Raw genomic sequence first — 21841 nt, 5'->3', positions numbered from 1 at the left:
ACGCGCTCAAACGGACTCAGGCTAGCGCAGGCCTCGGGGTGATGACGTCACCACGTCGGTGGCTTCCATGACGGCGACGAACGCCCGAGCGACGTTCCGTGGCGCTGCGATATCCCAGGCGAGATACTCGACACGTACAGGGCCACCGCGCACCTCCGCCGTGGCCACATCGAATCCGGAGCGCTCGACGGTTCCCGGCGCCAGCAGCGTCACCGCCAGCCCCGACTCCACCAGCCCGAGGATGAGCGTCGCGGAGTCGGCCTCGAAAGCGACATCCCGCGTCAGCCCCGCAGCCGCGAACGCCGCGTCGCTCTGGGCACGTCCTGAGGTCGCCGCGGGGAAGTCCGCGAAGGTCATCCCCGCGATGTCCTCCAGTTCGATGCTGTTCCTGAGCGCGACCTCGTGTCCCCGGGGAAAGACGGCGACGAGCTGCTCGCGAGAGAGCGCGTACGATGCCACACCGACCGGTTCCAGCCCATCGCGCAGGCCCAGCAGGGCGATATCGAGCTCACCCTGTCGGAGCCTGCGTATCAGGACGTCACTGTTGCCTACTTGGAGTTCCACTCTCACGCGTGGGTGCGCCGCACGATAGGCGACGAGCACCGTGGGGACGTCGATGGCAGCCACCGTCGGGATCACCCCGATACGTAGCGTGCCCTCCACGACGCCGTCGACGGCGGCGGCGTCTTCCTTCGCCCGCTCCGCTGCGCGAAGAGCGATACGCGCATGCTCGACGAAGGCCTGGCCGGCCTCGCTCAGGCGGACGCTACGGCTCGACCGCACGAAAAGACGGCGCCCGATTTCGCGTTCGAGGGATGCGATCTGGTGACTCAACGCCGACTGGGTGACGAAGCACCGTTCGGCTGCCCGGGTGAAGCTCAGGGTGTCGGCCACTTCCACCACGTATCGGAGCTGCTGGAGTTCCATTCATCCATGATGCAGCGTCATGGCTTGCGTGACAAACATGCGTTGGACTCATGGACAGTCGGGACGCACGCTGGAAAGATGAACCGCCTGACACTGGTGCTGACGACAGCTCTCGCCCCCATCGCCTGGGGCACCACCTACCTCGTGACAACGGAGCTGCTCCCCGCCGGGCATCCGCTGTTCGCCGGCCTGCTCCGCTCGCTCCCGGCGGGTCTCCTCGCGGTCGTCATCAGTCGGCGACTCCCGCACGGCTCCTGGTGGTGGAAGTCGTTCGTCCTGGGTGCACTCAACATCGGCGCGTTCTTCCCCCTGCTGTTCCTCGCTGCCGAGCGGCTCCCGGGCGGCGTCGCTGCAGCCGTCGCCGGAGCGCAGCCGCTCATCGTCCTGGCCCTCGGAGCCCTCGTCCTCCACGAGCGCATCCGGCCGATCACAGCCACCGCGGCCGTGGTTGGCGCGGGCGGTGTCGCGCTGGTCGTCCTCGGTCCCGCTGCCGAGCTCGATCTCTGGGGCATTCTCGCCGCTCTCGGCGGTGTCACGGCGACCGGAGTCGGAATGATACTGACCAAGCGCTGGGGCCGGCCGGTCGGCGTGGGGCCCGTCTCCTATGCAGGCTGGCAGCTCAGCGCGGGCGGCTTACTGCTGCTGCCTCTCACCCTGATCGCCGAGGGTGTGCCGCAGACGATCGACGGCGGCGCCGCTCTCGGCTATCTGTGGCTCGCCACCGCGGGCGGGATCGTCGCCTACACGCTCTGGTTCCGCGGGATCCAGCAGCTGCCGGTCATCGCGCCGGGACTCCTCGCGCTCCTGTCCCCCATCGTCGCGACGGTCCTGGGGCTCGTGATCGCCGGTGAACGGTTCACCCCGCTCCAGGCTGTCGGATTCGTCCTCACGCTCGGCGCGCTCGTTCTGGGGCAGCTCGTCGCGCGTCAGAAGTCCCCCTCAGACGCACGTACGGAGGCGACGGTCGCGCAAGCGCTCACGACGCCGCGCTGAGACCGGGTCAGCTCTTGCCGAAAAGCTTCTGGATCTCGGCGAGGTCAGCTTCACTCGGAGCCTGAGCTGCGCCGCCGCCCAGGCCGAATCCCGAGCCGGTCGGGGTCGCGGTCGAGGTGACACCGGCGTTCTCGGCTGCCCGCTTCGCGGGGTTGCCCGATCGAGAACCACCGGAAGACTTGGCCTTCTTCCCGCGCTTCGAGGACGCTCCGGGGCGGCCCATCCCCGGCACGGCACCCATCCCGGGGATGTTGGGGGTGCCGCCACGAGCCACGGTCTTCATCATCTTGGCCGCCTGCTCGAACCGCTGTACCAGCTGGTTCACATCCGTGACGGTCATGCCGGAACCGCGTGCGATGCGCAGGCGACGCGAGCCGTTCAGAACCTTGGGGTTCCGACGCTCCCCCGGCGTCATCGACCGGATGATGGCCTCGGTGCGATCGATCTCACGCTCATCGAAGTCGTCGAGCTGCTGCTTCATCTGCCCCATGCCCGGGAGCATCCCGAGCATCTTCTTCATCGAGCCCATCTTCTTCATCTGCTGAAGCTGGTCGAGGAAGTCCTCGAGCGTGAAGGCCTCGGTCGCGAGCTTCTCGGCCATCTTGATGGCTTCGTCCTCGTCGAAGGCCTGCTGGGCCTGCTCGATGAGGGTGAGGATGTCACCGAGGTCGAGAATGCGGCTCGCCATGCGGTCGGGGTGGAACGGCTCGAGGTCTTCGAGGCGCTCACCGGTCGACGCGAAGATGATGGGGCGACCTGTGACGGAGGCCACCGACAGCGCCGCGCCACCTCGGGCATCACCGTCGAGCTTCGAGAGGACGACGCCTGTGAAATCGACGCCCTCCTGGAAGGCCTTGGCCGTGTTGACGGCGTCTTGACCGATCATCGCGTCGATGACGAACAGCACCTCGTCGGGGTCCACCGCCTTGCGGATGTCGGCTGCCTGCTTCATGAGCTCGGCGTCGACGCCGAGGCGACCGGCGGTGTCGATGATGACGACGTCGTGCTGCTGCCGACGCGCGTACTCGACGCCGTCGCGTGAGACCTTCACCGGATCGCCGACGCCGTTTCCGGGCTCGGGAGCGAAGACCGTGGCACCGGCCTGCTCGGCGACGACCTGGAGCTGGTTGACGGCGTTCGGACGCTGCAGGTCGGCAGCGACCAGAAGCGGCGTGTGCCCTTCGCCCTCGAGCTGCTTGGCGAGCTTGCCCGCGAACGTCGTCTTGCCGGAGCCCTGAAGGCCGGCGAGCATGATCACGGTCGGCGCCGTCTTGGCGAACTGCAGTCGACGCTGCTCGCCACCGAGAATATGGACGAGTTCCTCGTTGACGATCTGCACGACCTGCTGGGCCGGGTTGAGCGCCTTGTTGACCTCGTCGCCGAGAGCGCGCTCGCGCACCTTCGCGGTGAACTCCTTGACCACGACGAGCGCCACATCGGCGTCGAGCAGGGCACGACGGATCTCGCGGACGGTGCCGTCGACATCGGCCGCGGTGAGCTTTCCCTTCGTGCGCAGATTGCGGAAGGTCTCGGTGAGCCGATCGGAGAGCGTGCCAAATGTAGCCATGGTGCTCTGATTCTACGCGAGCGGAAGCTTCTTGCTCAGCGCAGCGCGGAGTCAGGACCAGGGCAGGTCGTGAATCGTCCCGAGCGCCTCCAGCAGGACGGTCTCCGGGGATCCTCGACCGGCACCCTGCTCCGCCCAGACTCGCAGGGAGGACAGGACCGCCGCCGCGTGCGCAGCTCCGAGGATGTCCGCACGGATGACATCGACACCGGATGCCGCCGCGGCCAGGGACACGGCCGCGGACAGCCGTGCGAGACGCAGCCCCGTGTCGCGGACGAGCTCCTCTTCCAGCCCCATCGCAGCGGCGTTCCGAAGGGCGAGAGCGAGCGGGTCCGGCGCGAAGTCGCGCACCACCAGCAGCAGGATGTCGCGCACCGACTCTCCCGTGGCGGCTCTGCCGAGCTGTTCGAGGGAGCGGGTGGCAGCGCCGATCCGCTCATCGACGCCGGACCACAGCACGTCGCTCTTCGAGGCGAAGTAGTTGAAGAAACTGGAGCGGCTGACTCCGGCACGCTGAGTGATGTCCGCCACGGAAGTTGCGTCATACCCGCGCTCGAGGAAGAGCTCGCACGCCGCCTCGGCGAGAGTCTCCCGCGAGGACGCCTTCGGGCGGCCCGCCCTGCCAGTGGAAGTCATGTCCTCACGCTACCGCGATGCGTGGCGTGGCGACGCTCGAGGCCGATCGAGGGAGTATTGTTGCCCTCGGTCCATTTATGCAACGAAGGTGGCTACGTGATGCTTGAGATCCTCACCCCCGGATTCGCTCCGACACCGGTGCCGTACATCGACGGGTGGGAGCTGCAGCGACGCGTCCACGCCGACGTCGTCGACGGCACGCGTCCGGACACGCTGATCCTTCTCGAACACGAGGCGGTGTACACGGCGGGCAAACGGACGGAGCCGCAGGAGCGGCCGCAGGACGGCACGCCCGTCATCGACGTCGACCGCGGTGGCAAGATCACCTGGCACGGGCCGGGACAGCTCGTGGGGTACCCGATCGTGCGCCTCGTCGAGCCCATCGATGTCGTCGCGCACGTGCGGCGGCTGGAGCGTCTGCTGATCGAGGTCCTGCGTCCGTTCGGCGTGGACGGCTATCAGGTCGAGGGGCGAAGCGGCGTGTGGGTGCGCCGACCGCTCTCGGAGGACAAGGTGGCCGCCATCGGCGTCCGTGTGCAGCAGGGCGTGACCATGCACGGATTCGCACTGAACTGCGACAACTCGCTGGCCGGATTCCGCGGCATCATCCCGTGCGGGATCACCGACGCCGGTGTGACGACCGTGAGCGAGGTCATCGGATCCGCCGTCTCCCCCATCGACCTCGTAGAGACGCTGACCGCGGCGTTCCTCGCCGAGTACGCCGGAACCGAACTGTCAGGAGCCACCGCATGACCGCCGCACCCGAGGGACGCAAGCTCCTTCGCCTCGAGATCCGAAACGCAGAGACGCCGATCGAGCGCAAGCCCGAATGGATCAAGACCAAGGCGAAGATGGGGCCGGAATACACGGCGTTGCATTCGCTCGTAAAGAGTGAGGACCTGCACACGGTGTGCCAGGAAGCCGGCTGCCCCAACATCTACGAGTGCTGGGAAGACCGAGAGGCGACCTTCCTCATCGGCGGCTCGCAGTGCACGCGCCGATGCGACTTCTGCCAGATCGACACCGGGAAGCCCGACGCCTACGACACCGACGAGCCTCGTCGCGTCGCCGAGAGCGTCGTGCGGATGAATCTCCGTTACGCCACGGTGACGAGCGTGGCCCGTGACGACCTGCCCGACACCGGTGCGTGGCTCAACGCCGAGACGGTGCGGAAGATCCACGAACTCAACCCGAACACCGGTGTCGAATTGCTCGCGAACGAGCACAACGCCGATCCGGCGTTCCTCGGGCAGATCTTCGACGCCCGCCCCGAGGTCTTCGCCCACAACGTCGAGACCGTGCCGCGTATCTTCAAGCGGATCAGACCGGCTTTCCGCTACGAACGCTCCCTCGACGTCCTCACCCAGGGTCGGAACGCCGGACTGATCACGAAGTCGAACCTCATCCTCGGCATGGGCGAGGAGCCGGAAGAGGTCGTCCAGGCGCTGAACGACCTCCACGAGGCCGGATGCGACATCATCACGATCACGCAGTACCTGCGGCCGACGCCTCGCCATCTCCCGGTCGCCCGCTGGGTGAAGCCTGCGGAGTTCGTGGAGTTCAAGGAGGAGGCGGAGCGCATCGGCTTCCTCGGCGTCCTCGCGGGGCCTCTCGTGCGGTCATCGTACCGAGCAGGACGCCTATGGGCGCAGTCCATGGTTTCGAAGGGCCGGCAGATTCCCGATCACCTTGCGCACATCGCCGACAGCGCAGACCTCGGGTTCGCGCAGGCCGTCTGACCCGCGCCGCCCGGGGCCGAGCCCCGGGCGGCGGATCAGTCGGCGCTCATGACGGACTGCACGCTGCCGTCCGAGCCGAGGTTCACGAGCAGGACATCATCGGTCGAGCTGTCGTCGAGCGCGTACTCGAGCACCGCGAAGGGCTCGGAGCCGCCGTGCTCGTCGGCAAGGATCGTCATGCTCATCAGACGCAAGGAGCGGATGATGTCGACGGCGGCATCGCCCGAGACATCGACGAGCACGTCGGGCAGCTCGTCCCCGTACGTCTCCTGCTGCTGAAGGATGTACTCGGTCACCTCGCTGGTGCGGTCGTCGACTTCGGCGAGCATTCCCCGGCGGGCGGTGTCGTCGACGCTCTCGAGACCGGCGATGAGGGACGCGGCGATGTCGAGTGCGTCAGAGGACACATCATCCTGGTCGGGCGCGGTCAGATCCACGGTGACGCTCTGGTCGCCGAGCTCGACGGTCTCCGACCAGAAGATCGAGCCGTCGGGACCCGAGGACAAGAGTCCGAAGTAGTCGTGTTCGATCGCCATAACGCTATGAAACCAGCCTCGTGCTCACTGCGGTAGTCCCGTCATCAACCGACCAACGACTGGACGAACACATGGGGGGTGAAACCGGTGAGATCGTCGATGCCCTCGCCCTGTCCAAGCAGCTTGACGGGGATGCCGGTGCGCTCCTGCACGGCGAGGACGAAGCCACCCTTGGCGGACCCGTCGAGCTTGGTGAGGACGAGTCCGGTGACACCGGCATGCTCGAGGAAAGCCTCTGCCTGCATCACGCCGTTCTGGCCGGTCGTGGCATCGAGGACGAGGAGAACTTCGCTGATCGGCGCCTGCTTCTCGATCACGCGCCTGATCTTCGACAACTCGTCCATGAGACCGCCCTTGGTATGCAGGCGCCCAGCCGTGTCGATGATGGCGATCTCGATCCCCTCGCGCATGGCGTACTCCACGGTCTGGAAAGCCACGGAGGCGGGATCCTGTCCCTCCTGCTGCGGACGCACGATCGCCGCTCCCCCGCGCTGAGCCCAAGTAGCCAGCTGATCGACCGCAGCGGCGCGGAAAGTGTCAGCGGCGCCGACGACGACGCTGCGCTGATAGCCGCGGAGAAACTTCGTGAACTTGCCGATGGTGGTCGTCTTGCCGACGCCGTTGACACCGACCACGAGCACGACCGCCGGACGTTCGGTGAGCTTCAGCGTCGTGTCGAACTTGGCGAAATGCTCCTCGAGCGTTTCGCGCAGCATGCGCTGGAGATCCTTGGGGTCCGTCGTCCGATACCTGTCGACCTTCTCACGAAGCTCTTCGACGACGCGCTCGCTGATGTCGGGACCGAAGTCCGCGGTGATGAGAGCCGTCTCGAGATCCTCCCAGGTCGTCTCGTCGATGGTGGGCTTGACGAACATGCCGCGCAGTGCGCGACCAAGAGACCAGGACTTCTCCGCCATCCCTCCAGCCTACGGGTAGCGCCAGGGGAAGACCCCCGCATCCGACGTCCGGTGTCCGTGAAGGCTCGAGAGCGCGGAAGACCGAGCCGCAGCAACCGCGTCAGACGGCCGCAGCTGCCCGATCACCGACCCGCTGCCCCACGACCGCCGACACGCCGTCCTGGCGCATGGAGACGCCGTAGAGCGCATCCGCGATCTCCATGGTGCGCTTCTGATGGGTGATGACGAGGAGTTGCGAGCTCTCCCGCAACTGTTCGAAGACGGTGAGCAGTCGACCGAGGTTGGCGTCGTCGAGGGCTGCTTCGACCTCGTCGAGAATGTAGAACGGGCTCGGCCTCGCCTTGAAGATCGCGACGAGCAGGGCCACGGCCGCCAGAGACCGCTCACCTCCGGAGAGCAGCGACAGGCGCTCGATCTTCTTCCCGACCGGACGCACCGACACCTCGATCCCCGTCGTGAGCATGTTGTCCGGGTCGGTGAGCGAGATGCTGCCGGTGCCACCGGGGAACAGCAACGGGAAGACCTGGCCGAACGCCTCCTTCGTGTCTTCGAAGGCGCTCGCGAAGATCACCTGCATCCGCTCGTCGAGGTCGGTGATGATCGTCAGAAGGTCCTGACGCGTCTGGGTGAGATCCGCCAGCTGCTCGGTGAGGAAGGCATGCCGCTGCTCGAGCGCGGCGAACTCCTCGAGTGCGAGCGGGTTCACCCGTCCGAGCTGCGCGAGCTTACGCTCCGCCTCCGCGAGTCGACGCTGCTGAATGCGGCGATCGAACGGGATGGCGGTGTCGTCGACCACATCGTCGACAGCAGCCTCCACACCCGGATCCCGCGGAACAAGCTGCTCAGGGCCATATTCCGCAACGAGAATATCTTCGTCCAGGGCGAGTTCGGAGGAGACACGTTCCAGCAAGCTGTTCAGGTGGAGCTTCTTCTCGTGGATCTGCAGCTCGAGTCCGTGCACACTCTCGGTGAGGCCGGCGAGACGTTCGCGAAGGGAGGCTTCCCTTGCACGAAGTCCGACGAGTTCTTCATTCTGCGCCGACCGAGCCGCCTCCGCCTCGCCCAGAGCGACTCGCGCTTGCGTGACTGAGCGGTCGAGCGAATCGAGGATTCGCGGGAGTTCGTCTGCGACTGCGGAGGCCGCCTCCCGCTGCCCTCGACGGATCACCGCTCGCCGTGCTGCCTCCGCTGCGGCATCCCGCTCGTGCTCACGCTGGCGCTCGAGGCTCGTGACTCTGGCCTGCGCAGCGCGGACGCGCTCTCGCAAGGTCTCGATCTCCATCCTCGCCCGCACTTCGCCCTCGCGGGCGACTTCGAGTGCCTCGAGCAGTCCGTCACGAGCTGAGGCGTCGAGGACGGGTCGAGGAGATGCGATGGCGTCATCAAGAGCAGCTTGGGCCGCCTGCGCCTTCGCCTCGGCGTCGGATACCGCGGACTGGGCCTGCGCGAGTCCGATCTCGAGACGCTCGCATTCGGCTACGGCCGACTCGTGGCGCACCGTGATGCGGTTGACCTGCTCGGCATGCGTCGCGAGGGCGGCGTCATGCTCGCGGAGAGCACGCAGCGCTTCCTTGGTCTGGCGCCTGGTCGTCTCCACCGCCTCGCTCGCGTCCTCGCGCGCCTCACGGAGCGAGTCGACCACGATCTGGATCTCGGCGAGGCGCTCGGCCGCGGCATCCCGCTCGGCCGCGAGTTCCAGACGCGAACGCTCCCCTCCGGATCCCGTGCGCAGAGTCTGGGCGGTGATCACGTCGCCACCAAGGGTGACGATCGTGGTCTCGGTATCCGCCGCGACATCCAGTGCCGTCCGTGCGGCACGCGCAGACTCCAGGTCGTCAGCGATGAGCACGTGCGACAGCACGCCGAGCACGCCATCGGGGGCTGTCACGGTCTCCACGGCGGGCGTGACGCCGGCGATCGCCGGGAGAACCGGCTTCGGACGGCGGGTATCCGCGATGACGAAGTCGACGACTCCCCTACGCTGCTCAGCCGTTTCGGCCGCCAGGAGGAACGCGTCAGCTGCGGTATCGATGAGCACGCCCTCAGCGAGTGGGCCGAGGACCGCGGCGATCGCCGCTTCGAAGCCCGCACGCACCTGGACGGCATCTCCCACGAGGCCGCGCACACCCTTGCCGCCCGCCTTGACGATCTCGGCTGCACCGCCGGACAACGCCAGAGCACTGCTCAATGCGGAGGCCTTCGCCGTCAGGGAGTCGACTTCGCGCTCTGCCGCGTGCAACCGATCGCGGAGGGTGTCGCGCTCTGCTTCTGCGGCCGTGGACGCACGCTGCGCGCTCTCGTACGCTGCAGCGTGTTCGAGCGCCGTGCCTTCCGGAGCCTCGGCGTCATCGATCGACTCAAGGGCTTCTGTGGCTTCACGCCTGCGAACGTTCGCAGCCTCGAGTGCATTCTCCTGCCGAAGCACGGCGCCTCGGACGGCGGCGAGGGCCGAAGCAGCGGCGTCGGCCGTGCCACGCAACGCGGATACCCGCATGTCGTACTCGGAGACGAGCGCACTCTGCTCGGCGATGTCGACGTCGAGAGTGTCAAGTTCCGCCCTGGCATGGATCACGTCGCGGCTCGCCGACACCGCGGCATCCTGCGCATCGCCGAGCCCTGCGGAGATCACATCGATCTCGTCCTTGGCTTCGTCGATCGTGCTCTGCGTCACGGTTACGGCGGTGACCGCTGCGTCGTCGTCGTCGGAACCGAGCAGTGCGAGGCGCTGGTTCGCGAGGGTGTACAGCCCCCGCATCCGCTCCTGCACCTGCTCCAGCCCGAACGCGACACCGCGCGCTTGGTCGACGGCCACCGAGTTCTGATCCTGCTCGAGTCGCGCGATGCCCGCACGCACCGTCTCGGCCTGGTCCGACAGCACCAAGCGTTCGGTGTGACGTTCATTCTCCGTGCGCGTGTGATCCGCAAGCGCAGCACGCAGGGCGACCACATCATCGGCGAAGATGCGCGCTTTCGCGTCGCGGACGACCGCAGCGATCGTCTGCGCCTCACGGGCGATCTCGGCCTGACGGCCGAGTGGCTTGAGCTGTCGGCGGATCTCTCCCGCAAGATCGCTCAGACGGGTGAGATTCGTCTCCATCGCGTCGAGTTTGCGGAGGGTCTTCTCTTTGCGACGTCGATGCTTGAGGATTCCCGCGGCTTCCTCGATGAAGCCGCGACGGTCCTCAGGCGAAGCCTGGAGGACGGTGTCGAGGCGTCCTTGGCCGACGATCACGTGCATCTCGCGACCCAGCCCCGAGTCGCTCAGGAGCTCTTGGACGTCGAGGAGCCGGCATCCCTCACCATTGATCGCATACTCGCTTGAGCCGTTGCGGAACAGAGTGCGGCTGATCGTGACCTCGGCGTACTCGATCGGCAGAGCGCCGTCGGCATTGTCGATCGTGAGCTGCACCTCGGCGCGACCGAGCGGGCCGCGCGTCGAGGTACCGGCGAAGATGACGTCTTCCATCTTGCCGCCGCGCAGGGTCTTCGCACCCTGCTCCCCCATCACCCAGGCAAGGGCGTCGACGACGTTCGACTTGCCGGAGCCGTTCGGTCCGACGATGCAGGTGACACCGGGTTCGAACACGAAGCTCGTCGGCTGCGCGAACGATTTGAACCCTTTGAGCGTCAGGCTCTTCAGATGCATGCGGGCACCGCTCGTCCGGGGAGAATCACGCGGCTACGCTACCGGAATTCCGGGCCTGGAACCTCATCCCGCGCGGGCGGCGGGAGAACTCGAATACCGGGCGACACGCCGAGAGGAACCGCAGGTGCTTGACGTTCACCGAGTGGATTCGCTACCGTGGCCTCCGGATCGCCACACGAAAGGAGGTTACCGATGATTACGACTCAGCTCAACGCACAGGCCACTGGCCTCGACGCGCCAGCGCACTTTGCGCCGCGCCCTGCGTTCTCGGTAACCGCCGGCGTCCGCATCAGCGCTCTCTCGTAGAACCGCACCCCGAGATCCCGAGCCCGTAGTGGGCTCTGTCCGGTCGGCTCTCCCGCGCCCCGTCCGCTGATCTGCACGGCAGATCACGGCTCATCCTCCGCGTTCGGCGGCCACCTTGCGTGGGCCCGCCGACCCGCTCTCCCGCATCGTTCCGACTGCTCTCGCGGTCCGCGTGCGGTGCTTCCGCATCCATCATCACCATCCCTTTCGAAGGAACCATCGTGAATACCACGTTGCATCGCAGCGACATCCACCCGCCCGATATCGAGGACCGCGAGGTCCTCCAGATCCCCCGCCCCGACGAACTGCGTCGTCTTTCGCTCGCGGATCGTCTCTCCCTCAGGATCGGCCTCTGGCTCTTCCAGCGGGCGCAGCGCCCACGACACCAACGCCGCAACCTGCACATCGATCCGGCAGACCTGTTTCTGCTCGGTGAGCAGCGTCATCGTTCGGCAGCGGAGTCCAACGCGCTGCTGACATTCGACATGCAGCGCGGAATGCGCTGACGGTCGGCCTATCGTGACGCCCGACTCCGCTCTGGTGGTTCCCCCGCATCCGCCCGCCTCATGGCCGGTGGATGCGGGGGCCTCATCGGGCCGGTGCCGCGATTCGTTCCACATACCCCGCTTCGCCTGACGCGGACCAACTCCACCCGAAGTCCCCTACGAAGGAAACCCACATGACGACCGTTGAACCGACGATCACGCCGCTGATCGTTCCGGTCTCCCTTGACGCCGACGACGCCGCGGACTTCCGCGCATGCGCCGCTCTCAACCGCCAGATCTGCGACGAACTGGTCGGGCTCCCCGATCTCGCCTCTGATGCCACGCAGATGCTGCCCCAATGGCAGGACGAGACGGACGCGATCCACCGCGGTTTCGTCGCCCGCATCGGCGAGAAGATCGTCGGCATGATCGTGATGTACATCGCCCAGGAGAAGGAAGCGCACGCGATCGAGTTCGACCTGCTCGTGCCTGCCGCCCACTGGGGACAAGGCATCGAGGACGCGTTGCTCGCGCAGGCGGAAGCCGAGGCACACGCCCGTGATCGGAACGTCCTGCAGACCTGGAGCCTGCACCGACCGGCCGAGGCCGAGCGCATGCTCGTCCCCCGTACCGGATGGGGCCGGATCCCGGCGACTCCACTCTCCGACCTCGTCGAGGCCGACGGGTATGTCCTCGAGCAGGTCGAGCGCAACAGCGAGTACGACCTGCACAGCGATGCCGCGCCGCTGCGCGAGTCGTTGACCGAGGCGAAGACCTTCGCCGGGCCGGACTACCGGATCCTCGAGTGGGACATGCCGACGCCACCGGAACTGCGGGACGGTTTCGCGGCTGTGCTGGCTCGACTGTCCACGGATGCTCCCAGTGGTGACATGGATTTCCCCGAGGAGAGCTGGGATGCCGATCGCGTCGTCCGGCGTGAGTCGAGAATTCTGAGCGCCGGGCAGGCCGTGTCGGTGGTCGCCGTGCAGTACGTGCCAACGGGCGAGCTCGTCGCATACAACGAGCTGGTCATCGCCGCGGACCGTACCGGCGTCACGGACCAGTTCGGCACCCTGGTGAGCAAAGGCCACCGTGGCCACCGCCTCGGCATGATCGTGAAGTGCGCCAACCTGCTCCGCTGGCGCGAGAAGATGCCGCATTCAACCGTGGTCTCAACCTTCAATGCGGAGGAGAACCGGCCGATGCTGAACATCAACGAGGCGATCGGCTTCCGTCCGGTCTCCTACACAGGGGCATGGCAGAAGAAGCTCTGATGCACGTGCGGATCCGATCTCATTCTTCGGGATGACGTCGGATCCGCATCGTCATCCGCCGGACCGACGACGCCGGACGCACGGGTGACGAGGCTGGAAACATGAACATCCCCGTGATCGAAGCCCATGCCCTCACCAAGAACTTCGGGACGACGCGCGCTCTCGCCGGCGTCGATCTCGCGATCCAACGCGGTGAGTCCGTCGCGATCATGGGTGCTTCCGGTTCGGGGAAGACGACGCTCCTGCACGTGCTGGCGGGTATCACCGCACCAGACTCGGGGAGCGTCGTCTTCCGCCCCGCCGAAGGTGCACCCATCGAGGTCACCGCACTAGGCGAATCCGCGCGTTCGCGTCTGCGCCGAGAGCGATTCGGCTTCGTCTTCCAGCAAGGGCTGCTCATTCCCGAACTCACCGCGGTGGAGAACGTCGCACTCGCCTCGATGATCAACGGCATCCGGCGCCAGGATGCGCTGCAGCATGCGGCGTCGTGGCTCGCCGCGCTCGGCCTCGCCGGAATGGAGGACCGACGAATCGGCGAGCTCTCAGGCGGGCAGGCGCAGCGTGTCGCGATCGCCCGCGCGCAAGCGACCGGTGCAGAGCTCGTCTTCGCCGACGAACCCACCGGCGCGCTCGACACCCACACATCATCCGAGGTGATGGACGCACTCCTGTGGTCCACTACCGGGCAAGCCCGCACCCTCATCGTCGTCACGCACGACCCCGATGTCGCCGCGCGCTGCACCCGAACGATCGCCGTGCGCGACGGACGGATCATCTCCTCGGCGGTGGCCGCATGAACCGGAACGTGCTGGCGCTGCTCCTGCGCCCGGCCCCGGGGCAGAACAGCGTTCTCGCCCTACCCGTCGTCGCGTTCGGGATCGTGACGACCTTGGTTCTCACCGTCATCGGCGGCGCCCAGTCGTTCTGGGGCTGGACCGATGAGTACGCGGCCCTCTACCAGGGCCTCGCCGCGATCGCGCTCGTGCTCCTGGTCGTTCCGCTGATGTCTCTCGGCGGCGCGGCGGCGAGGCTCTCCGCCCGCCGACGCGACGAAAGACTCTCCACCCTCCGTCTCCTCGGAGTCTCCCCAACCGGCGTCACCGTCGCCACGGTCGCAGAATCGGTTCTCGTTGCCACCGTCGGTGCGGTCGCGGGAATCATCGGACATGTTGCAATCAGCCCGCTCATCGGACTGATCCCGTTTCGAGGGGCGCCGCTCGGATTCTCTGCAGTCGTGCTCCCTCCCCTCCAGACGGGAATCGTCGTCGTCGCCGTGCTCGTGCTCGCGGCGACCAGCGCCGTCATCGGCCTCCGCCTCGTCGTCATCTCGCCACTCGGCGTGCGCACCCGCACCGAAGTGTCGAAGGTGCACTGGATCCGTGCTCTGTTCGGCGCGGGTGCGATCGCCATCTCGTTCGTTCTGGTCAAAGTCTTCCCCTCGATCGGCGGGGTCGTCATGACCATCGTCGTACTCGCTGCACTGTTCGGCGCGGCGCTGGGCGTACTCAATCTCGTCGGCCCGTGGGCCCTCAAGGTGTCGGCATCCGGTCAACTTCGTCGCGCCGACAAGCCCGAGCGACTCCTCGCCGCCCGCATCGTGCTCGACTCCCCCAAAGCTGCATGGCGTCAGGTCGGTGGCATCGCGATGGCGAGCTTCATGGCCGTATTCGCCGGCACCGGGGTCGCGATGCTCAACATGATGAGCGCTTCTGACGCAGCGGCGTCGGACCTCGCCCTCGCAGACGACATCCGCACGGGTCTCATCATCACGCTCATCGGATCGTTCCTGATGGTCGCGGCGTCCGTCGGCGTCAACCAGGCATCCGACATCCTCGACCAACGCGAGCTGCACCGCAGCCTTCACCACTTGGGCATGCCCCGGGAGACAGTGGACAGCGCCCGCCGGCGCGCCATCATGTCACCACTGCTGATCACGGCTGTCGGCTCAGCGCTGGTCGCCGGAATCCTCGTGTTCCCGTTGGTCGGAATAGCGATCGTGACCGCACCCCTGTCGCTGCTCACGATCGCAGCTGTCGTCGCGATCGGGATCGGGGTGGTGTGGGCGAGCACCTGGGCTACCAGTCCGTTGCTCCGTGGGGCGTTCCAGTCGGCGTGAAGACGTCCTAGATGCCGCACGAAGCAGCGGGCTGCCGATCATCGTATGCTGATTCCGTCGAGGCAATCGAGCAATCGTCGTGGGGCTCGGCGCCTGGCGCCTGACACCCCGAAAAGGAGAGAACTCGTGGAACTCGGTCTGCATTTCCGCCTCGATGACGAACAGATCGCGCCCGTGCTCGAAGCTGTCGGCGACGACCACCGGCTCCGGTCCGTGCTCTCCGCGTACGAGGAGGATGAAGCCGTCTACGCGCGAGCCTGCGAGACGGACAAGGCGTGGGACCCGATCGCATGCGCACTCGCACCGGCGGCGGAAGAGGGACCCTGGCCTGCGCGGGGTGTGATCGGAGGTGCTCGGGCTCTGCAGGTCGACGACGATGAGTCGTGGATCACGCATCTCGACCCCCTCGAGGTCGCCGATGTCGCCGGCTATCTCCGCGAACTCGACGACCTGCAGTTCTCGCGTCTGTACGCCCAGATGCCGGAGGAACTCCGCAATCCTGAGTACGGTCCCGATGAGGAACGCTATGCGCTGACCTGGTTGACCGCGCTGCGCCAGTTCTTCGCCGCTGCAGACGAAGAGCGAGCCCACGTCGTGTTCACTGTCAGCCTTTAGATGAAGCGCATCGAGCGCAGCGGCGGATCGGCCCACCGGCAGACACCGGTCCGAGCCGTGCTCCTCGCCATCTATCGCGTCCGCGTCCCGGTCTACGGTATGGCGGCTCTGGTCCTGGTCGTGGTGGCCCTCACCAGCGGGCTCGCCCTCTGGGACGGTTCCGGGCAGATGAGAGCCGTAGTCGCGTTCATCGCCATGGGTGTGCTGGTCGCATGCATGCTGCTGGTGCTCGTCGGCCCACGCCTGGTGCCGGAGCGCGAGACGTCGGTGGTCTCCTCTCCCGTCCACGGTCGATGGCTCGGAATGAACAGCCCCGCGACCAAGGTGCCCAGCCACGGCGTCCGGATGTACGGGCAGGCGTACGCCATCGACCTCGTACATGAGCCGATCGACGCAGAACGTCCTTCCTTCGGCTCCGGCCCTGCGATGAGAGAAGCCAGCGACTATCCCGCCTTCGGACAACCCGTCGTCGCGATGATCGACGGCACCGTCGTGCGTGCCACGGATCGCCAGCGGGACCACCGCGCGCGTTCGAGCGGGCTCAGCCTCGTCTACATGATGCTCGAGGGCGTCGTACGCGAGCTCGGCGGCACTGCTTTCATCCTGGGCAACCACGTCACGATCCGCGGAGCCGCCGGGGAGTTCGCCACAGTCGCACACTTGCAGCAGGATTCGGTGATGGTTCAGGTCGGTGCGAGGGTTCGCGCCGGAGAGCAGATCGCACGCTGTGGCAACTCCGGCAACAGCAGCGAGCCTCATGTGCACGCGCAGCTCATGGATCGGGCTTCGCCATGGACCGCGCAGGGCCTTCCGCTGGCGTTCGACGCCATCTCGCTCGACGATGCGCCAGAGCGAATGGCCACTCTTCCAGCGACTGGCCAGCACATGACCGCTCAGCCGGCGGACTCGCCGTCCGCATGAATCGCCCGATGCGGGCTTCTCAGCGTCGCCGCTGGCAGGTGGGACAGAAGTGCGACGAACGATTCATGAAGGAGACCCGACGGATCTCACCCCCGCAACTCGGGCATGGTTTCCCGCCCTGCCCATAGGCGTTCAGTGAATGGGCGAAGTACCCGGCCTGACCGTTGACATTGACGTACTGTGCGTCGAAACTGGTGCCGCCTTCGGCGAGAGCCTTCCCGAGCACGATCCGCACCTCCGCCAGAAGACGATGCACCGCCGCGGTCGAGAGGCGATTCGCCGGAGTCTCCGGGTGGATGCGCGCCGCCCAGAGCGACTCATCGGCGTAGATGTTGCCGATCCCGCTCACAACTCCCTGATCGAGGAGCACACGCTTGATCGCGCTCGCACGTCGACCCAGAGCGTCGCGAAACGCCTCATCGTCGAAGTCATCGTCCATCGGATCGCGCGCGATATGCACGACCTGGGTCGGGATCCTCGATGCGCCGTCGTCGACCAGCGCATCCACCGCGAGAGAGCCGAAGGTCCGCTGATCCGCGAACACGATCGCGAGCTCACCGTGAACGGGATGCTCGATGCCGATCCGCACCCGCTCATGTCGCTCCGCGCCTGCGGTCGGAGCGCGAAGAAGCATCTGCCCACTCATTCCCAGATGGGCGATGAGCGCGGATTGCGAATCGTCGAGGGGAAGCCAGAGGAACTTTCCGCGGCGCGCTGCCGCCGAGAAGGTTCGCCCCTCGAGCCTGCCGACGAAGTCGGCGGCGCCGGCCGAGTGCCGTGTCAGCGCCCGCTCGTCGAAGACGCTGACGGAGGTGATCAGCGAGCCGACGGCAGCCGGTTCGAGTCCGGCGCGAACGACCTCGACCTCGGGGAGCTCAGGCATGCTCGCTGAGAGTGCGCCAGGCGCTGAGAGCCGCCGCCATCTCCGCGGTCTTCTTGCTGCTGCCGGTGCCGGTCATGCTCACATCGCCGACAGCGACGGTGGCCAGGAAGCGACGGTCATGATCCGGACCGCTCGCCTCCACCGAGTACCGAGGAGGCGACGCGCCCAGACGGGCGGCGAGCTCCTGCAGGCTGGTCTTCGGGTCCATCGCAGCGCCGTAGCGCTCGGGGTCAGCCAACAACGGCTTCGTCAGACGAAGCACGAGTTCTGTGGCGGCGTCTGGCCCCACCGAGAGATACGTCGCTCCGATGACGGCTTCCATAGTGTCGGCAAGGATCGAGTCCTTGTCGCGACCGCCCGTCTGCTCCTCACCGCGACCGAGCAGAAGGTGACTGCCGAGATCGATCCCGCGCGCCACCTCCGCGAGCGCGACGGTCGACACGACGCTTGCACGTCGCTTCGCCAGCTCACCCTCATCGAGGTCAGGGTGCGTGGTGAAGAGCATCACCGTCACGGCTTGACCGAGGACCGAGTCTCCGAGGAACTCAAGCCGCTCATTGTGTGGGATGCCCCCGTGCTCATACGCGTACGAGCGGTGGGTGAGAGCCAACTCCAGAAGCTCCGCGTCGATATCGACGCGGAGCTTTTCTGGGAGAGGCCTCGTCCCCCCGGGGACCTCCGTCACAGTACGCGACTCAGACGTCGGCGACCTTGCGGCCCTTGTACTCGAGGAAGAGTTCGGTGCCCTGCGAGTCGGTGACGACCTTCGCCTGGTGCGGACGGCTGTAGACGACCTGACCGTTCTCGATGGTCTTGACGAGCGCGATGGGCGCCGCCTTCCACTGCGCGCGACGCGAGCGGGTGTTCGAACGGGAAACCTTGCGCTTCGGGGGGTTACCAGCCATGACTAGCTCTCTTCTTTCTCGGCGGCGCGAGATTCTTCCGCACCGTCTTGGTCTGTGATGTTCTGGAGCGCACTCCATCGAGGATCGATGGGAGCAACCTGCTCCGTTCCGATGCTCACGGCCAGTCGTTCACCCGTTTTCGGGTCAAGACCCGGGCAATCCGGCTGACACACCGGCTGAAAAGGAAGGGCCAGTACGGCCGCATCCCTGACGAGAGTTTCAAGATCCACGTGGTTGTCTTGAACCTCGAAGTCAGTTTCTTCCTCACCAGGATACGCGAAAAGCTCCTGGAACTCGACTTCGACGGGCCGAGTGATGTCGATCAGGCACCTTCCGCACACACCGACATACTCTGCATCAGCCGTTCCGGACACCAGGATGCCCTCGTGAACGGACTCCAGACGCACGTCGAGGGCGAGAGTGGAGCCTGCCTCGTACGACACGATCCCCTCGCCCCACGCCTCAGCGAGAGCCACGGTCAACTCGTGTTCGCGCATCTCTCCCGGATGCCGGACGATGTCGCGGACGGGGAGGACGAAAGGGCCGTTCATTCGGGAGCGCACCCTGCCATGTTACCGGGCCGCGCTTCGGATCGGGCTGGCCGCACGTTCAGGGAGCAGGCTCAGACGCCGCGGCCGCCGGTGTCCAGGAAAGCCGCCACCGCGGGCGGGACGAAGGGCGTCACATCGCCGCCGAGAGAGGCTACCTGTCGCACGAGAGAGCTGGAGACCATCGCGTGAGAGGGGTCGGGAAGCAGGAAGACGGTCTCGATGCCGGCGAGGTGGCGGTTGACGATGGCCATCGGAGATTCGTAGGCGACGTCGATCTGAGACCTGATGCCCTTCACCAGGACTCCGGCATTCACGTCGCGGGCGTAGTCGACGAGAAGACCCATGCTCCACGAGCCGATCACGATCTCGCCCTGCATGCCGTCCTCAGCGATCGAGCGCTCCAGAAGGGAGAGTCGCTGCGCGATCGGCAACATCGCCTCTTTGCCCGGGTTGTGAACGACCAGCACATGCAGCTCGTCATACAGCGCGGCCGCACGCCGGATCACATCGAGATGACCCAGGGTCGGCGGATCGAAGGAACCCGGGACGACGGCGATCCGGCTGCTCATGGCTTCCAGCCTAGGGCACGTCGTGACGACGTCAGTTCTTCGCCAGCGCTGCGCGGTCTTCGTCGCTCACGCGTCTCCCGATCGCCTCACGCAACCCCGGATGACCGGTCAGATCGGGGTCTGCGGCGAGAATCCCTTCCGCCACCTCGCGTGCCCGGCTGATGAGTCCGGCGTCTTTCACGACCCGCAGGAGCTTGAGCGAGGAGCGCACGCCTGCCTGGGCGGCACCGAGCACGTCTCCCTCGCCTCGCAGCTCCAGATCGACCTCTGCCAGGGCGAAGCCATCGAGCGTTGCCGCAACCGCATCGACACGGTCGCGTGCGAGCGAACCCGCTTCCGATTCGGTGACGAGCAGGCAGAGACCCGGGACACCCCCTCTGCCCACCCGACCGCGGAGTTGGTGAAGCTGCGAGACCCCGAACCGATCGGCGTCGAGCACGATCATCGTGGAGGCATTGGGTACGTCGACACCGACTTCGATCACCGTGGTGGCCAGGAGCAGGTCTATGTCACCGCGGGCGAACGCCTGCATGACGGCATCCTTCTCATCGGACGGCATCCGCCCGTGCAGCACGGCTCTTCGCAGGCCCCCGAGCGTGGGGTGGGTCGCGAGTGCCTCGTCGAGCTGCACGACGCCCCACCGCGGCCCTGTCCCGCCCTCGGGCGCCAGCGCCGCAGGCTCCCCCGCCTCCGCCGTCTTCTTCGCAGTGTCAATCGCCGCGCACACCGCGAAGACCTGCCTGCCCTGAGCTATCTCTTCGGCCGCACGTTCCCAGACGCGGTTGAACCACCCCGGGTGCTCAGAGAGCGGGGCCACGAACGACTCGATGCCCGCGCGGCCGGCCGGCATCGTGCGGATGACCGAGGTGTCGAGGTCGCCGAACACCGTCATCGCCACCGTCCGCGGGATCGGAGTCGCCGTCAGGACCAGCGCGTGAGGGCTCGACCCTTTCGCCCGCAGAGCCTCGCGCTGCTCCACGCCGAATCGGTGCTGCTCGTCGACCACCACGAGGCCGAGGTCGGCGAAAGTCGTCTTCTCGCCCAGCAGCGCGTGGGTACCCACGACTATGAGCGCCTGACCGGAGGCGACTCTCAGAGCGGCCTTCCGGCGCTCCGCCGCAGGCATCTGACCGGTCAAGAGTGTCGGCATCAGGATCGGGGAGAGATCCGGGCCGAGCATCTTCGCGATGGAACGCAGATGCTGGCCGGCAAGAACCTCGGTGGGGGCGATCAGCGCCGCCTGGCCACCGCTCTCGGCCACCTGCAGCATCGCCCGGAGCGCGACCAGTGTCTTGCCCGATCCGACCTCGCCCTGCACCAGGCGGTTCATCGGCCACGCCCCGACGAGGTCGGCGGAGATCTGCTGCCCGACCGTCTCCTGATCCGGAGTGAGCGTGTACGGAAGGCTCGCATCGAACCGCTCGAGCAGCCCAGCGGGGAGCGCGGGCCGAGAAGTCGCAGAGAGGGCTCGGATGGCATCTCGCTGCTGCAGGAGCGCCGTCTGCAGGGTGAGGGCCTCGTGCATGCGCAGCGTGCGCACGGCAGGGTCGATGTCATTGCGCGTGCGCGGGCGGTGCACGAGCTCCAATGCCTCGCGAGCAGTGAGCAGTTCTTCGCCTTCGCGGATCTCCGCACTGAGCGGGTCAGGTGCATCGGGCAGGTCATCCAGCACCCGGCCGATGAGTCTGGCGATCTGCCAGGTCTGAATCGCCGAGGTCGCGGGATAGATCGGGATCGGCACCGCGGCGCGGGCGTCGGCGCTTCGCCGTGCGGAATCCTCGTCGTCGAACAGCTCGTATTCGGGGTGCGCGAACTGCGTCATGCCGTTGAACTCGCCGACCTTGCCGGAGAACACCCCCCGACGCCCCACCGCGAGATCTGTCGAGCGCCACTCCGCCGCACCGACGTTCTTGGCGAAGAAGGTCAGCGACATCCGGCCGATGCCGTCGCCGATGACGACGTCGACCATGGCGCCCGGGCGGTTGCGCATGCGCCGGAAGCTCGAGGACAGCACCTCGGCGACGATCGTCACCGTCTCGCCCAGCGGAAGATCGCGGATCGGGGTGAGCTCACCCGGATCGGCATAGCGGCGCGGATAGTGAGCGAGCAGGTCTCCGACGCTCTTCATGCTGAAGGCGCGACCGAGCGTCTTGGCAGACGCTGCACCGAGCGCATCCTCCAACGAGGAATCGAGCGTGAGCGACATGCTCCGAGTCTAGGGAACGCGACCGACACGGCTGTCACCCTGGCTGTCG

At 66.8% G+C, this 21841-nt stretch carries 21 protein-coding genes; 9 read left to right on the top strand and 12 right to left on the bottom strand.

Features of this window, described 5'->3' with window-relative positions; all coding sequences use genetic code 11:
- Positions 1 to 21 precede the first annotated feature (21 nt).
- Positions 22 to 927 (bottom strand): LysR family transcriptional regulator, encoded by a 906-nt coding sequence (locus ACIQTX_RS11125; RefSeq protein WP_402972117.1) that lies wholly within the window; start codon positions 925 to 927, stop codon positions 22 to 24.
- 78 nt (positions 928 to 1005) lie between these two features.
- On the opposite strand from ACIQTX_RS11125, the gene ACIQTX_RS11120 reads away from it, so the two are divergent.
- Positions 1006 to 1920: an EamA family transporter gene (locus ACIQTX_RS11120; RefSeq protein ID WP_402972115.1), complete on the top strand. Its 915-nt coding sequence runs from the start codon at positions 1006 to 1008 to the stop codon at positions 1918 to 1920.
- 7 nt (positions 1921 to 1927) lie between these two features.
- Here the strand turns inward: ACIQTX_RS11120 and ffh are convergent, their stop codons facing one another.
- Both ffh and ACIQTX_RS11110 read right to left on the bottom strand, forming a co-directional pair.
- Entirely contained in the window at positions 1928 to 3487 is a 1560-nt protein-coding gene (gene ffh, locus ACIQTX_RS11115; protein ID WP_028502681.1) for a signal recognition particle protein, read from the bottom strand.
- Positions 3488 to 3538: 51 nt separating this feature from the next.
- Complete coding sequence (locus tag ACIQTX_RS11110) at positions 3539 to 4123, bottom strand: TetR/AcrR family transcriptional regulator (RefSeq protein WP_402972112.1); 585 nt, start codon at positions 4121 to 4123, stop codon at positions 3539 to 3541.
- A gap of 99 nt (positions 4124 to 4222) precedes the next feature.
- Between ACIQTX_RS11110 and lipB the strand changes: the two genes are divergently transcribed.
- Together lipB and lipA are read left to right on the top strand one after the other, a co-directional pair.
- Positions 4223 to 4876 (top strand): lipoyl(octanoyl) transferase LipB, encoded by a 654-nt coding sequence (gene lipB / locus ACIQTX_RS11105; RefSeq protein WP_402972110.1) that lies wholly within the window; start codon positions 4223 to 4225, stop codon positions 4874 to 4876.
- Positions 4873 to 5862 (top strand): lipoyl synthase, encoded by a 990-nt coding sequence (gene lipA, locus ACIQTX_RS11100; protein WP_402972108.1) that lies wholly within the window; start codon positions 4873 to 4875, stop codon positions 5860 to 5862. Before lipB ends, lipA begins: the two co-directional genes overlap by 4 nt.
- A 35-nt stretch (positions 5863 to 5897) precedes the next feature.
- Here the strand turns inward: lipA and ACIQTX_RS11095 are convergent, their stop codons facing one another.
- From ACIQTX_RS11095 to smc, 3 genes are all read right to left on the bottom strand, one after another.
- Positions 5898 to 6398, bottom strand: coding sequence for a DUF2004 domain-containing protein (locus tag ACIQTX_RS11095; protein ID WP_028502685.1), 501 nt, complete (start codon positions 6396 to 6398; stop codon positions 5898 to 5900).
- 44 nt (positions 6399 to 6442) lie between these two features.
- Positions 6443 to 7315, bottom strand: coding sequence for a signal recognition particle-docking protein FtsY (ftsY, locus tag ACIQTX_RS11090; protein WP_028502686.1), 873 nt, complete (start codon positions 7313 to 7315; stop codon positions 6443 to 6445).
- A gap of 100 nt (positions 7316 to 7415) precedes the next feature.
- Positions 7416 to 10961 (bottom strand): chromosome segregation protein SMC, encoded by a 3546-nt coding sequence (gene smc / locus ACIQTX_RS11085; protein ID WP_402972105.1) that lies wholly within the window; start codon positions 10959 to 10961, stop codon positions 7416 to 7418.
- A gap of 527 nt (positions 10962 to 11488) precedes the next feature.
- On the opposite strand from smc, the gene ACIQTX_RS11080 reads away from it, so the two are divergent.
- The 6 genes from ACIQTX_RS11080 (at position 11489) to ACIQTX_RS11055 (ending at position 16678) form a co-directional block, all read left to right on the top strand.
- On the top strand, positions 11489 to 11773 hold the full coding sequence (locus ACIQTX_RS11080) for a hypothetical protein (protein ID WP_402972103.1): 285 nt from the start codon (positions 11489 to 11491) through the stop codon (positions 11771 to 11773).
- Positions 11774 to 11946: 173 nt separating this feature from the next.
- Positions 11947 to 13026 carry a GNAT family N-acetyltransferase gene (locus tag ACIQTX_RS11075; RefSeq protein WP_402972101.1) on the top strand — a complete coding sequence of 360 codons (1080 nt, stop codon included), beginning with the start codon at positions 11947 to 11949 and terminating at the stop codon, positions 13024 to 13026.
- A gap of 101 nt (positions 13027 to 13127) precedes the next feature.
- Positions 13128 to 13823: an ABC transporter ATP-binding protein gene (locus tag ACIQTX_RS11070; protein ID WP_402972099.1), complete on the top strand. Its 696-nt coding sequence runs from the start codon at positions 13128 to 13130 to the stop codon at positions 13821 to 13823.
- Positions 13820 to 15142 (top strand): permease, encoded by a 1323-nt coding sequence (locus ACIQTX_RS11065; RefSeq protein WP_402972097.1) that lies wholly within the window; start codon positions 13820 to 13822, stop codon positions 15140 to 15142. The genes ACIQTX_RS11070 and ACIQTX_RS11065 overlap by 4 nt, the downstream gene beginning before the upstream one ends.
- A 126-nt stretch (positions 15143 to 15268) precedes the next feature.
- A complete protein-coding gene (locus tag ACIQTX_RS11060; protein WP_402972095.1) occupies positions 15269 to 15757 on the top strand; it encodes a DUF1877 family protein in 489 nt (162 codons plus the stop codon).
- Positions 15758 to 16678, top strand: coding sequence for a M23 family metallopeptidase (locus ACIQTX_RS11055; RefSeq protein ID WP_402972093.1), 921 nt, complete (start codon positions 15758 to 15760; stop codon positions 16676 to 16678).
- Positions 16679 to 16697: 19 nt separating this feature from the next.
- Here the strand turns inward: ACIQTX_RS11055 and mutM are convergent, their stop codons facing one another.
- The 6 genes from mutM to ACIQTX_RS11025 form a co-directional block, all read right to left on the bottom strand.
- Positions 16698 to 17561, bottom strand: a complete 864-nt coding sequence (mutM, locus tag ACIQTX_RS11050) for a bifunctional DNA-formamidopyrimidine glycosylase/DNA-(apurinic or apyrimidinic site) lyase (RefSeq protein ID WP_402972091.1) — start codon at positions 17559 to 17561, stop codon at positions 16698 to 16700.
- Entirely contained in the window at positions 17554 to 18246 is a 693-nt protein-coding gene (rnc, locus tag ACIQTX_RS11045; protein WP_028502694.1) for a ribonuclease III, read from the bottom strand. Before rnc ends, mutM begins: the two co-directional genes overlap by 8 nt.
- Before the next feature lie 10 nt (positions 18247 to 18256).
- On the bottom strand, positions 18257 to 18466 hold the full coding sequence (rpmF, locus tag ACIQTX_RS11040) for a 50S ribosomal protein L32 (protein WP_028502695.1): 210 nt from the start codon (positions 18464 to 18466) through the stop codon (positions 18257 to 18259).
- 2 nt (positions 18467 to 18468) lie between these two features.
- On the bottom strand, positions 18469 to 19017 hold the full coding sequence (locus tag ACIQTX_RS11035; RefSeq protein ID WP_402973033.1) for a YceD family protein: 549 nt from the start codon (positions 19015 to 19017) through the stop codon (positions 18469 to 18471).
- Between the two features lie 71 nt (positions 19018 to 19088).
- Positions 19089 to 19586, bottom strand: coding sequence for a pantetheine-phosphate adenylyltransferase (gene coaD / locus ACIQTX_RS11030; protein ID WP_105525472.1), 498 nt, complete (start codon positions 19584 to 19586; stop codon positions 19089 to 19091).
- 31 nt (positions 19587 to 19617) lie between these two features.
- A complete protein-coding gene (locus ACIQTX_RS11025; protein ID WP_402972089.1) occupies positions 19618 to 21792 on the bottom strand; it encodes an ATP-dependent DNA helicase RecG in 2175 nt (724 codons plus the stop codon).
- Positions 21793 to 21841: the final 49 nt, after the last annotated feature.

Source organism: Microbacterium sp. NPDC090281, from assembly GCF_044769635.1.
GTDB lineage: Bacteria > Actinomycetota > Actinomycetes > Actinomycetales > Microbacteriaceae > Microbacterium.
Note: the sequence above shows the minus strand (reverse complement) of the source record. Positions and strands in the feature narration are given on the sequence as shown.